The organism is Bradyrhizobium barranii subsp. apii (assembly GCF_011516635.5).
Lineage (GTDB): Bacteria > Pseudomonadota > Alphaproteobacteria > Rhizobiales > Xanthobacteraceae > Bradyrhizobium > Bradyrhizobium barranii.
Genome location: NZ_CP096255.1, coordinates 2,797,946 through 2,810,368 on the forward strand (window position 1 = coordinate 2,797,946; position 12,423 = coordinate 2,810,368).

The 12,423-nt window shown below is 63.8% G+C and carries 12 protein-coding genes; 2 read left to right on the forward strand and 10 right to left on the reverse strand.

The window, feature by feature from the left end; genetic code table 11:
- Window positions 1–88: 88 nt before the first annotated feature.
- From HAP41_RS13320 to HAP41_RS13365, 10 genes are all read right to left on the reverse strand, one after another.
- A complete protein-coding gene (locus HAP41_RS13320) occupies window positions 89–700 on the reverse strand; it encodes a glutathione S-transferase (protein WP_166101223.1) in 612 nt (203 codons plus the stop codon).
- 2 nt (window positions 701–702) lie between these two features.
- Window positions 703–2,424 (reverse strand): FAD-dependent oxidoreductase, encoded by a 1,722-nt coding sequence (locus HAP41_RS13325; RefSeq protein WP_166101218.1) that lies wholly within the window; start codon window positions 2,422–2,424, stop codon window positions 703–705.
- A 2-nt stretch (window positions 2,425–2,426) separates the two neighbouring features.
- Window positions 2,427–3,173 carry an SDR family NAD(P)-dependent oxidoreductase gene (locus tag HAP41_RS13330; protein WP_166101216.1) on the reverse strand — a complete coding sequence of 249 codons (747 nt, stop codon included), beginning with the start codon at window positions 3,171–3,173 and terminating at the stop codon, window positions 2,427–2,429.
- Window positions 3,170–4,006, reverse strand: coding sequence for an SDR family NAD(P)-dependent oxidoreductase (locus HAP41_RS13335; protein ID WP_166101211.1), 837 nt, complete (start codon window positions 4,004–4,006; stop codon window positions 3,170–3,172). Before HAP41_RS13335 ends, HAP41_RS13330 begins: the two co-directional genes overlap by 4 nt.
- Window positions 4,007–4,008: 2 nt before the next feature.
- Window positions 4,009–4,722 (reverse strand): ABC transporter ATP-binding protein, encoded by a 714-nt coding sequence (locus HAP41_RS13340; RefSeq protein ID WP_175618134.1) that lies wholly within the window; start codon window positions 4,720–4,722, stop codon window positions 4,009–4,011.
- On the reverse strand, window positions 4,715–5,476 hold the full coding sequence (locus tag HAP41_RS13345; protein WP_166101208.1) for an ABC transporter ATP-binding protein: 762 nt from the start codon (window positions 5,474–5,476) through the stop codon (window positions 4,715–4,717). The genes HAP41_RS13340 and HAP41_RS13345 overlap by 8 nt, the downstream gene beginning before the upstream one ends.
- Window positions 5,469–6,395, reverse strand: coding sequence for a branched-chain amino acid ABC transporter permease (locus HAP41_RS13350; RefSeq protein ID WP_166101205.1), 927 nt, complete (start codon window positions 6,393–6,395; stop codon window positions 5,469–5,471). Before HAP41_RS13350 ends, HAP41_RS13345 begins: the two co-directional genes overlap by 8 nt.
- Window positions 6,396–6,401: 6 nt before the next feature.
- Entirely contained in the window at window positions 6,402–7,304 is a 903-nt protein-coding gene (locus HAP41_RS13355; protein WP_166101202.1) for a branched-chain amino acid ABC transporter permease, read from the reverse strand.
- A gap of 73 nt (window positions 7,305–7,377) precedes the next feature.
- Window positions 7,378–8,598 carry an ABC transporter substrate-binding protein gene (locus tag HAP41_RS13360; RefSeq protein ID WP_166101199.1) on the reverse strand — a complete coding sequence of 407 codons (1,221 nt, stop codon included), beginning with the start codon at window positions 8,596–8,598 and terminating at the stop codon, window positions 7,378–7,380.
- Window positions 8,599–8,628: 30 nt separating this feature from the next.
- On the reverse strand, window positions 8,629–9,405 hold the full coding sequence (locus tag HAP41_RS13365) for an SDR family NAD(P)-dependent oxidoreductase (protein ID WP_166101196.1): 777 nt from the start codon (window positions 9,403–9,405) through the stop codon (window positions 8,629–8,631).
- A 103-nt stretch (window positions 9,406–9,508) separates the two neighbouring features.
- On the opposite strand from HAP41_RS13365, the gene HAP41_RS13370 reads away from it, so the two are divergent.
- Both HAP41_RS13370 and HAP41_RS13375 read left to right on the forward strand, forming a co-directional pair.
- Window positions 9,509–10,198 carry a GntR family transcriptional regulator gene (locus HAP41_RS13370; protein WP_166101192.1) on the forward strand — a complete coding sequence of 230 codons (690 nt, stop codon included), beginning with the start codon at window positions 9,509–9,511 and terminating at the stop codon, window positions 10,196–10,198.
- Between the two features lie 285 nt (window positions 10,199–10,483).
- Window positions 10,484–12,115 carry a GMC family oxidoreductase gene (locus HAP41_RS13375; RefSeq protein WP_224580865.1) on the forward strand — a complete coding sequence of 544 codons (1,632 nt, stop codon included), beginning with the start codon at window positions 10,484–10,486 and terminating at the stop codon, window positions 12,113–12,115.
- Window positions 12,116–12,423 lie beyond the last annotated feature (308 nt).

Below are 12,423 nucleotides of genomic sequence, written 5' to 3' on the forward strand. Positions count from 1 at the left end.
TCCGAGCGCACCACAATCCCCCGATGCAATTGCGTTGCTAGAGCGGATTCTCTGTTGGTCTAGGCTCCGAGTGAGACTAGCCGCAAGCTCAAGCAACCGGGTGCCGCGTCGCCTGCATCGACGGCCGCACCTCGAAGCTGGCGAGCCATGCGGCGCATTTCGGATGGCGCGAGCGCCAGCCGAAATCGGGGAAGCGCAGATCAAGATAGCCGAAGGCGCAAGCGAAGCTGATTGTGCCGATGTCGACGCGCTCGCCGAACGTGGGGGCAGCCTTCTCAATCGCGGAAATCGAGGTTTCGACCTTGTCCAACTGGCCATCGAGCCAGGGCTGCCAGAGCTTCTCGGGAGGACGGACCGCAAGCTCGTAGCGCGAGAGCAGCGCGGCGGCCAGAATGCCGTCGGCAGTGCTCTGATCGCCCAGCGCTCGCCAACGTTGCGCCTGCGACTTCGGAAACAGTTTTCCGCCGGCGAGGTCATTGAGATATTCGCAGATAACGCGGCTGTCAGCGAGGGCGGTCCCGTCATCCAGCAGCATGGTCGGCACTTGGCCTAGCGGGTTATGCGCGATGATGGTCTGATCGCGGTTGATCGGATGCGCTGCGCTGGGAAGCCGCTCGATGCGGTCGGCAAGGCCAATCTCGTGCGCTGTGACTAGCACCTTGCGGACGTACGGCGAAAAGGGCGAATAATAAATCTTCATGGCTACGCCTCATCTTGTTTTGCGTTGGCGAGTTCAAGCCCGGCGATGTAACCGAAGGTCAAAGCTGGGCCGAGTGTGATCCCGGCACCCGGATAGGCGCCGGCCATGATCGAGTTCATGTCGTTGCCGGATGCGAACAGCCCCGGAATGGGACGGCGATCGTTGTCCAGCACACGGGCCTTTGCATCTGTCTTCAGACCGGCGGCCGTCCCGATGTCGCCGGGGAACACGCGCACCGCGTAGAACGGCGGTGTCTCGATCGGCCCGAGGCACGGGTTTGGCTTGTGCGCGGGATCGCCGAGATAGCGGTTATAGGCGGTGCTGCCTTTGCCGAATGCGGGATCGTTGCCGCTGGCAGCGGCATTGTTCATCTGGGCGATACTCCCGGCAAGATTGGCTGCATCGAGGCCGAGCTTGCGTGCCAGCTCGTCCACCGTGTTGGCGGCAACGAGATAGCCGCTGTCGAGGAAGCGCGAAAGCGAACGTGCGGCCGGCCGCACCAGGCCGAGACCGTAAGTGCGCAGGAAGCTGGCGTCGCAGACGAGATAGGCCGGGATCGTCGGCTCGCTCTCGTGAGCGCGATGCATGGCCTCGACGAACTCGTGATACGAGGTTGCTTCGTTGACGAAGCGCCGGCCGGCCTGGTTGACGGCGATCACACCCGGCTTCTGGCGGTCGAGGATGAGATGGGGGAAGCGGATCTCGCGGCCGTCACGGTCGCGCATGACCGAGACCGGCGTCCAGAACGCGTTGCCGACATTGTCCGTCTCGATCGATGCGCCGGCCTCGCGTCCGAGTTTGAGGCCGTCGCCGCTGTTGCCGATCGGGGCCATCGAATAATGCTGATCGGCATGTGGCAGCATGCCGGCCCGCATCGCGGCGTTCGCGGGAAAGCCGCCGGTCGCGAGCACCACGCCCCGTCGCGCTCCGATGCGCAAGACGTGTCCATCGCGCTCGACTTCGAGCCCAATGACACGCGGCCCGTCCAGCAACAGCCTGGTTGCGGCCGTTCCCGTCCGCAGTGGGATCTTTCGATCGAGTGCGGATTTCAGCAGCCGCGCCGCGAGCGCGTTGCCCATGAGCAGTCTTGTGCCGCGTGGGTAGCGCAGGCGGTCGAGGCCGTAGCGCAGCAGCAGCTTTGTGGAGTCGCGAAAATTGGCCCGGGAGGATCGGATGCCGAGCAGGCTGTCGATGTCCTTCCGCCCGACCATCATGCCGCCAAACACCAGGAATTCGGCGATCGGATTCCGCAGCATATTGAAATGCTCGCCGAGCTCGCGGCCATCGAACGGAGCTGGGTCGATGGTGCGGCCGCCGCTCGATGCTCCCTCCAGGTTCGACTGGTAGTCGGGTGACAGGGCGCGTGGGATGAAGCGCAGGGCGGTGTTGCTCTCCATGAAGCTGACCATGCGCGGGCCGGCGTCGAGAAAGGCGTCGATCATGTCGCGACGCATGCGATTGCCAAGGATGGCCTGGAGATAGTTGAGCACCGCCTCCCGGCTGTCGTCGACCCCGACCTCGCGACTGTGCGGATTCATGGGAATCCAGACCGCTCCGCCGGACACCGCCGTGCTGCCGCCGATGCTGTCGGTCTTCTCAACGACGAGAACGTCGAGGCCGTGATGCGCCGCGGTGAGGGCCGCGGCCATTCCGCCGGCGCCGGAGCCGACGACCACGACGTCGTGCTCTTCATCGAAACCAGGCGAAAACTGAGCTGCTGACATGTCTAGATTCCAAGGCCACCGCCAAGCGATTTGCCGCCGTCGACCAGCAGGACCTGACCGGTGATGAAATCCATGCGCGGCGAGGCAAGGAAGGAGACGGCGTTGGCGATATCCTGCGGCCGTCCAGCCTTTCCGGTCGGCTGAAGGGCGAGCTGCGCCGCCAGGCGTTCGGGTGTGAGCGCCGCCAGAAGCGGCGTGTCGATCAGTCCGGGCGCTATGGCGTTGACCAGGATGCCGCGCGGCGCCAGTTCCATCGCGGTTGCGCGGGTCAAGCCGACGACGGCGGCCTTCGAGGCCACGTAGTGGGCATGGTTGCGTGCGCCGAGAAAGGCGCGGGAGGCGATGTTGACGATCTTGGCGCCGGACTGCATGCGCGCGGCGGCCGCCTGGGATAGGCTGAAGAGAGCGATGAGGTTGATCTCGTACATGCGACGGAAGTCCTCCGCCGTGAGATCGAAGAACGGGCGCTCGTCGAAGATGCCGGCATTGTTGACGAGGGCTGACAGTGGACGTTCCCCTGCAATCAGCGATGTGACCGCATCGTGCTGACGCAGATCGACGGCGGCTGCGCGTGACGTCACATTGGCCGTGGATATTTCGGCGGCGCAGGCTTCGGCCGCCGCGCGATCGAGGTCGACAACGAGGACCTCGAATACGTCCCGGGCCAGTCGGGCTGCGATCGCCTTGCCGATGCCGCGCCCGCCGCCGGTCACGAGTGCAAGTGGTGGCTGGGTTGAAGGATCTGTCATGGTGTCTTCTCCATGTTTCTTGAATTGGCGTCGGCACGCGCGAAATCGGCCCCGTGGCGGTGGGTCAGGAAGCCGGCGGTGAGTCCGCCGTCGACTTCGAGCACGGCGCCATTGACGTAGGAAGCTTCGTCGCTGAGCAGGAACGCGATGGCCGACGCGATCTCGGCTGGTTGCGCCAGCCGGCCGTGCGGCGTGCGATCCAGCATGACGTCGTTGAGAAAGGCGGCGGGAATGCCGTCGCGGATCATCGGCGTGTCGACGCCGTTTGGCGCCACCGCATTCACGCGCACGCCGCGATGGCCCCATTCCACCGCCAGCGTTTTGGTGAGGCCGACCAGTCCCCATTTCGACGCCGCGTAGTTGGCCCGGCCCGGCTGACCGCCCTTGGCGGTGATGGAGGCGATGGTAACGATCGCGCCGTGACCTTGCGCGAGCAGCACCTCGCCGACGGCGCGGCAGGTGTAGAAGACGCCCTTCAAATTGATGTCGAGCACGTCAGAGAACGTCTTGTCGTCCATCGTTTCCGCGGCTGCAGCACGGGCGATACCTGCGCAAGGGATGGCGCCGTCTAGCCGGCCGAGTTGTCGTACGGCATCCGCGACGAAAGCGCTGGTCGCGCCTGCGTCACGCGTGTCGAAGGCCTGAACGACCACCCGGGCGCCTGCGGACTGCAGTGAAGCCTGCAACGCCGACAGGCCTGCCGGGTCGAGATCAGCTGCCGCGATGTCCGCACCCTCGCCGGCGAGCTGATGAGCGACGGCCTCACCGATCCCGCGTGCGGCTCCGGTTATGAGATAAGCCTTGCCGGCGAGGCGTCCGGGTCGAGAGGCCATGATCAGCTCCCGAGATAAGTGCGCTTGATCGCTTCGTTCTGGCGCAACGCACCGGATGCGCCTTCGAGCACGATCTCGCCGTTTTCGAGGACGTAGGCATATTGCGAAGCGGCCAGCGCGACCGCCGCGTTCTGTTCGACCAGGAGGATGCTGAGGCCGTCGGCGTGCAACCTGGCGATGATGTCGAAGATTTTCTGCACCAGCACGGGCGACAGGCCGAGTGAGGGCTCATCGAGCAGGAGCAGCCGCGGCCGTGCCATCAACGCGCGGGCGATCAGCAGCATTTGCTGCTCGCCTCCGGACAGCGTGCCCGCCTTCTGCTTCAGCCGTTCGCGAAGCACCGGGAAGTAGGCGAAGACGTGATCGAGATCGCTGCGGACGCCCGCGGGATCGCTGCGGCCATAGGCGCCCATGTCGAGGTTCTCGCGCACGCTCATGTCGCGGAAAACCTCGCGGCCTTCCGGCACCTGGGAGATCCCGGCCTTGACCACGTGATGGGATTGCAGCCGGTTGAGCGGCTGGCCTTCAAAGCGGATGGAGCCGCTCTTCAGCGGCACCAGCCGCGAAATAGTATTGAGCGTCGTGGTCTTACCGGCCCCGTTGCCACCGAGCAGGGCCACGATCGAACCGACGCTCATTTTGAGGTTGACATTGCTCAGGGCCTGGATGCGCCCGTAGGCGGCCGAAACGGCTTTGACTTCGAGCAGGTCAGCCATGGGCAGCCTCCTTGCCGAGATAGGCTTCGATCACCGCCGGATCGTTGCGCACCTCCTGCGGTGTCCCCTCGGCGATCTTGGTGCCGAAGTTGAGCACCGTGACCCGATCCGAGATCGACATCACGAGCTGCATGACGTGCTCGACGATCAGAATGGTGAGCCCGTCCGTCCTGACGAGGTCGGTGAGTAGGCGGTCGAGGGACGTGATTTCTCGATTGCGGAGGCCCGCGGCCGGCTCGTCGAGCAGCAGGAGACGTGGCCGGATCGCAAGCGCGCGCGCCAGCTCGAGCAGTTTCTGATGGCCGAAGTCGAGATTCCTGGCCTTGTGCTCGCGATAGGGGCCAAGGCCGGTGCGTTCGATGACGCTCTCGATGTGGCGCATCACCGCCGGCGGCTTTGCCTGGAGCCAGTCCCGCAACGAACCGCCACAATGGACGTGCGCGCCGATCATGACGTTCTCGAGCACGGTCAGTTCGTTGAAGAGCTCGAGATTCTGAAACGAGCGTGCGATGCCGCGGCGGGCCATCTCGGAGGCTGGTGCCCGGGTGATGTCGGTACCGTCGAACACGACCCGGCCGGAGGTCGGCTGATAGAAGCGGGAAATGCAGTTGAAGGTGGTCGACTTTCCGGCGCCGTTGGGGCCGATCAGCGCATGGATGGTCCCCTGCGCGACGTCGAGGCTGAAATCACTGACCGCGACAAGTCCGCCGAACCGGACGGTGACATTCTCGACCTTGAGCAGGGCGTCAGGCACGGGCGAACCTCTTCAAATTGTCGCCGACGAATGCGAACAGGCCGCGCGGTGCAAACATCATGAAGACGATGAGGATCAGTCCGTAGATGATCTCCTGGTAGGAAGGGGCCTGGCGCAGCAGCTCGGAGATCAGGCCGAAGACGATCGCGCCGCCGATCGCGCCGGAGAAGGAGCCGAGCCCGCCGACGACCACCATGGTGAGCACCAGGATGGTGGTTTGGAAGCCGAGGCTATCAGGATGGATGTAGGTCGAATAGATCGCGAACATGGCGCCGGCCACGCCCGCGAAGAAGGCTGAGAGTGCGAAGGCTGCGAGCTTGGTGGTCCGGACCGGCACGCCCATCGCAAGTGCGGCGACCTCGGACTCGCGCACGGCCCGGAAGGCGCGCCCGAGCCGCGATCGTGCAATCACGACCGTCGCCCAGATCATCAGCAAGGTGATGGCGAGCACGACGGGGTAGGCCTGTCTGTCGCTGATGATCTCGAAACCAAACAGGCTGGCCGGTGGAATACGCAGGCCGTTCGGCCCGCCAGTGACCGGCGTCCAGCTCAGGAACACCCATTGCATGGCCTCGCCGAATGCAAAGGTGGCGAGCGCCAGGTAGATGTCGCGCATTCTCAGCGCGAGCGTCCCGATACACAGCCCCACCAGCGCGGCGACGAGACCCGATGCGAGGACCGACAAGGGGAACGGCCAGCCGAAGGCGGCGTTGGCAAGACCGCTGGTGTAGATGCCGATACCGTAGAAGGCCGCCTGCGCGAGCGAGAACTGGCCGGCTTCGCCGATGACGATGTGCATTCCGAGACAGAGCACGGTGAAGGTGAGCAGCAGATTGGCGAGGTAGATGACATAACCGCTGGAAACCATCGGCAGCACGATCAAGCCCGCTAACGCCACGAGAAGGCCGATGATGCGCATGGCGGCTCAGACCTTCTTGATCACGATGCGGCCGCCGAAAAGGCCTTGAGGCCGCAGGATCAGCACCAGCATGATGGCAAGGAACGGAGCGAGCGTGATGGCGCGCGACGATACGAACAGCCCGACCAACTGCTCGACGATGCCGATGATGAAGCCGCCGACCACGGCGCCGGGCAGGCTGGCGAAACCGCCGACGATCGCGGCCGCGAAGCCGAGCGTTACGACCGTGCCCATGTCCGCCGTCATCAGCAGCTTGGGTGAAATCAGCAGCGCCGCGATCGCCGAGATCGCGCCTGACAGGCCCCAGATGATCGTGTGGATCCGGTTGAGATTGACCCCGACGAGCTGAGCCGCTTTGGGATTCATGCCGACCGAGCGCATGGCGCGGCCGAGCTTGGTGTAGCCGAACATCCAGAAGAAGGCCGCCATGACGGCGATTGCGGTGCCCAGAATCACGAGATCGAGCCGGGTCACGCTCGCCTGTCCGATCATCAGTGAATCGGTCGAGACCAGTGCGGGAAACGAGCGCGGCGTGTCGCCAAAGCCGGTCTGGCGCACGAGGCCCTTCAGCACATAGGAGAGACCGAGCGTCGCAATCACGAGGTTGACTGGGCTACCGCTCGCATGGGCGACCTGGGCGAGGACGACGCGGCGGAACAACGCCGCTCCGGCGAACGCGACGACGATGGTCATCGGGATCGCCGCCCAGGCCGGCACCGCGCGAAACACGAGCAAATAGAGCGCGACATAGCCTGCCGCCATCAGCATCTCGCCTTGCGCGAAGTTCGGCACCTCGGACGTCCTGAAGATGATGACGATCGCGAGCGCCAGCAGCGCGTAGACGCTGCCGACGACGAGGCCGGAGGCGACGCCCTGTTGCAGGAAAAGGAGGGCGAGTTGCAAATCCATGAATGCGCCGTTCGAGAACCGGGTTGGGGAAGAGGATGCGAGGCAGCGCGGATAGAGCGCGGCCTCGAGCGGTTCAGCCCTTGAATTGCCAGCGGCTGGTATAGACGCCGGGCTGGAGTACCTGGTTCGTGCCGTCGAACTTGATGAAGATGGTCGACTTGTTCGCAGCGCGCTCCTGTGGGCCGAATACGACGGGCCCGGCCATCACGCCGCTGTCGAAGTTCTGCTTCTTTAAGGCGTCGAGCACCTTTTCGCGCGTCGGCTGCGGACCGGCGTCCTTGAGGGCGTTGACGATGCTCATCGCGGAGGGAATGCCGTAGGGCATATAGGCCTGCGGGTGGTCCGGCTTGGCGGCAAGGTCGGGGTAGGCCGCCTTGTACATGTCGTAGACCCATTTGATCTTCGGTCCGCCAGGCAGGTCGGCCAGGACGTCCTGCACGTAGAAGTTATTCAGCGCGTCCTTGCTACCGACATTCTCCGCGAGCTGCGACAGGTTGGCCGTTCCGGTGACGGACAGGATGATCGGCTTGTTGAAGCCGAGCTCGTAAGCCTTCTTGATCAGCAGGGCGGCGGGGCGCGCATAGGTGACGATCGCGATCGCGTCCGGATTGGCGGCGCGAAGCTTGAAGAACGGCGCGGTGACATCGGTGATGGTCGGGCTGATCGATTCGACCAGCAGATCGACCTTGTGCGCTTCCGCGTCGGCCTTCGATCCTTCCAGGTTCCATACGCCATAGGCGTCGTCGTGGTTGATGTAGGCGATCTTCTTGGCGCCAAGGGTTTTTGCCGCGAAATCGATGATCGCTCCTCCGACCGCGTACTGCGAGATCGAGAAGGCGCCGAAGATGTAGTCGGTCGGCGGATAGAGCGCCCCGTCACCCGAGGCGTTCAGCATGATCAGCGGAATCTTGGAACGGACGACATAGTCCTTTGCGGCGACGACCGCGGCCGAGCACGATCCGCCATTGAGCAAGAACACCTGGTCCTGCTCGACGAGCTTCTTCACCGCGGCGACCAGATCGTTGGCATTGCAGCGGTCATCTTCGAGGACCACCTCGATCTTGCGGCCGTTGATGCCGCCGTCCTTGTTGATCTTGTCGTAATACATCCGCGCCGCGTTCGCGACGTCGAAGCCATAGGCCATGTTCGCTCCCGACAGCGGTGCGAACATGCCGATCTTGATGGTCTTGTCGGTGATGCCTGGTTCCTGCGCGAAGCTGGCTACCGGCAGGCTCATGGCGGCAAAACATGCGGCGGCCAGTGCGGCTAGCCGGCCGGGTGCTCTGATCGACATTCTTGTTCCTCCCCTTTTTTGTTGAACCCGTTATTGCATCCTGTAGCCGCCGTTGACGTCGATGGTGACGCCGGTGATGTAGGACGCGCCCGGCGAGACCAGGAAGCGCACGGCTGCCGCGACATCGTCGGGCGTGCCGAGCCGTCCCAGCGGAATCTGGGCCGAAGCCTTCTCGTCGTCGGCGGGATCGAGCGACAGACGCAGCATCGGCGCGTCGATTAGCCCCGGCGCCACCGAGTTCACGGTGACCGTCCGCGGCGCAAGCTCGCGCGCCAAGACCTTGGTGAGACCAAGCACGGCGGATTTGCTGGCGATATAGGACGCGCTGGACCTGTAGCCGCCGAGCTGGGCCGCAACGGACGACAGTGTCACGATGCGTCCGCCGCCGACGGAGGCGGGCAGGCGGTTTGCGAATTCCCGGCAGCACAGAAACGTCCCGGTCGCGTTGACGTCCTGCGTCGTCTGCCATTCGGCAAGGTCCGTCTCTGCGACGAGATTGCGCGAGCCGTCGGGCCGCAGCATCAGGACGCCAGCCGCGGTCACCATGACGGCGATATCGCCCAATGCATGCTGGGCGCGGTCGAACGCCGCCTTGACCTGCGTCTCGTTCGAGACGTCGGCGACAATGGCGATGTGGCCGGTGCCGGCGAGTTGCGGCAGCAGGCCGTCAAGTGCATCCCGGCCGCGGTCGAGAGCCACCACCCGCAGGCCGTCTTCGGCCAGCGCTCGGCAAATGGCCGCACCAATCCCGCCGCTCGCCCCCGTCACGAGGGCGGCGCGCCGCTCCTGACCATTCACGCGTTTCACTCCTTGGTCCCTTGATTGGATACAATCCAAGGGTAGTCGCGCGCTAATGTCAACAATGGCAATATTTTATCCAATCTTCACCTTCGCATGTGGATGAGGCCCCGTGACCAGCGCATCGGATGTCACTGAATTGTTGCGTGAGCGCATTCTGTCGGGCGATGTGCCGTCAGGGTCGCGGCTGCAGCAGATTCCGCTATCGGAAGCCCTTGGCGTCTCACGCACGCCGCTGCGTGAGGCGCTTGCGCAACTCGCGAAGGAAGGACTGCTCATCTACGAACCGAACCGCGGTTACGCGGTAAGGGCGTTCTCAACGGCCGAAATCAGCGCGGCTTTCGAGGTGCGCGCGCGGCTGGAGGCGCTGGCGTGTGGCATCGTAGCGAGGCAGGGCGCCTCAGTGGAGGTGCTCGACCGGCTGCGCGAATGCGTTGCCGAAGGTGATCGTATTCTTTCGAAGGGTGTTCTAGATCCACACGATCTGATCCCCTATCGCCGTATGAACGTCGATTTTCACGAGACCATAATCCAGACCTGTGAGAACCCCTTCGTCAGCAGTTTCGTGCGGCAGTGTCACAACGTTCCGATGGCGTCAGACCGGGTTTTCATTTGGGAAGATTATCAGGTCATCGCGCGCTCCCACGACGATCACCATCGGATCCTAGATGCGATCGCTAAGCGTGAGGCCCAGCGCGCGGAGAACTTGATGTCGGAGCACATCCACTTCGCGCTCCTCGTTCTGCGCAGGAAGCTCGAAGAAGATGGCCGGGCCGCGCAATTGCGCGACGACCGAAAGTAACCATCGAAACGGCGCCTTCGTCCGTACGTTGGTAGCCAACGGTAGTCCGGGCCCCGCGCATCGCGCGTAAGGTGATCTTCACCGGTGGTGTATCGCGCCGATTGAGGCGGTGGGTGCGCATGAGGAGCGATCGAGAAGCTGCTTTTAGTTTCGGCTTCTCATGGCGGGACTGCCGCATATGATGGACATGCACCACGGATGGATATCCGAGCCTAGCGAAACAGTTTTCTCAGTCCCATTGCGCCTTTCCAATCCGAGAAGTGCACAGAATGGAAGTGACCGAACGTGATTGAACAGGAATACGACACGATTATCATCGGCGGAGGTTCCGCTGGAGCGACGCTCGCCGCGCGCCTCAGCGAAGACCCATCGCATCGGGTGCTGCTGCTTGAAGCGGGACAAGATCTCCGAACAGCAACTACGCCGGAACACATCCGCATCCCCAACCCGATGCGCGCCATCGGTGACGACGATTTCCGCTGGCCGAAGCTGTTGGCGCGACGCACCGAGCGCCAGCAGCCGCTGCTGCTCTGGCGCGGCCGTGCCATGGGCGGAAGCTCGACAATCAATGGTCAGATCGCGATCCGCGCCGTCCCCGACGACATCAACCGTTGGACGGCCGCGGGCTGTCAGGGGTGGTCGTGGGACGAGCTTTTGCCCTATTTCTGTAAGCTTGAGACGGACAAGAATTTCCCCAATGCAGTCTATCACGGCGATCACGGCCCGATCCCGGTGTATCGAGCTCCGGTCCCGGATTGGGGCAATGTCGACCGGGCGTTACGCTCGTCCGCGCTTGCCCTCGGTTATGGCTGGTGTGAGGATCACAACGCGCCTACCGGCACCGGAGTCTCGCCCTATGCTATCAACAGCGAGGGCGGCCTGCGAATCTCCACCAATGATGGGTATCTGGAGCCGGCGCGCGGTCGCGCCAACCTTGACATCGTCGGTGATGCCCTGGTCGACAGCGTCACCTTCGAAGGAAACCGGCTGCACGCCAGTGGCGTCTTGGTCCGCGTCAACGGTCAATCCTACGCGCCCCGCGCGACGCGCGAGGTTATCCTCTGCGCCGGCGCCATCCATTCGCCGGCTATCCTGCAACGCTCCGGCATCGGGCCTGTCGCCCTGCTGGAGCCGCTCGGTGTCCCGATCCGCGTGGATCTCCCGGTGGGCGAGAATCTGCTCGACCACCCGATTGTAAACGCACTGCTGCATTTGCGCGAAGGAAGCCAGGTAAGCACGCTGATGCATCGGCACACCAATTGCTGCCTGCGCTACTCGTCCGGCCTCGCAGACGCTGGCGAAAATGACATGATCATGATTGCTGGCAATCTTGCTCGCTCGCAGCAATCGACGGCCGATGTGGCGCTCGGACGCATCGCTGTCTCTGTCTATCAGGCCTTCAGTCAAGGCTACGTCCGCATCACTACCACCGACCCAGAGGTCGACCCGGCGGTTGAGGAACGCATGCTGTCCGATCCTCGCGATCTGGTGCGCCTGCGCGATGGTGTTCGCCGCCTGCGCGATATCTGCTTGCAGCCTGCGGTAACCGAGGTCGCTTCCCGCGTCGATTATGGCATCAGTGGCCGCTCTATGGACGAGCCGTTCAGCGACGCAGAGTTAGACGGCTGGCTGTTCGCCGAGTGTAGCGACGCGCAACACGCGAGCGGTACCTGCCGCATGGGCGCGCCGGACGATGCGCGCTCGGTCGTCGATCACGAATGCCGGGTGATCGGATGCACCGGACTGCGCGTGATCGACGCGTCGGTCATGCCGGAAGTCCCGCGCGCCAACACCCATTTGACCACAGTAGCCATCGCAGCGCATGGCAGACCGGTTGAAAGATACAAGGTAAGCGGTGGTACCCGGTGCCGGCCTGAGTGTATCGATGCAGCCCAGGCTCTTTCCGTACTAGAATGACTTGGGAGCCATCGCGTCCTTCTGAATCTCGACGACCCTGGCGCAGCGCCGGCACCCCACCCTCAGAATATGTTGAGGAATCTGGCTCAGCCGCAGCGCCCCTCCAGATGGGCCCGACCTGCTCTCTGCGCGAAGGTCGTCCAGAAGCGCTTGCCAGTATTCCGGCGGCAGATCAGCTTCCGGAGCCAATCCGTGCTCCCGAGGCACTTTTCTACCGACGAAAGCGGCCATCTTATCCATCTCCTTCGGGTTCGGCATGCGCCAGCTCACGGGTCGGTCCGTCATGCCTCAATAGAACATAACAGGAA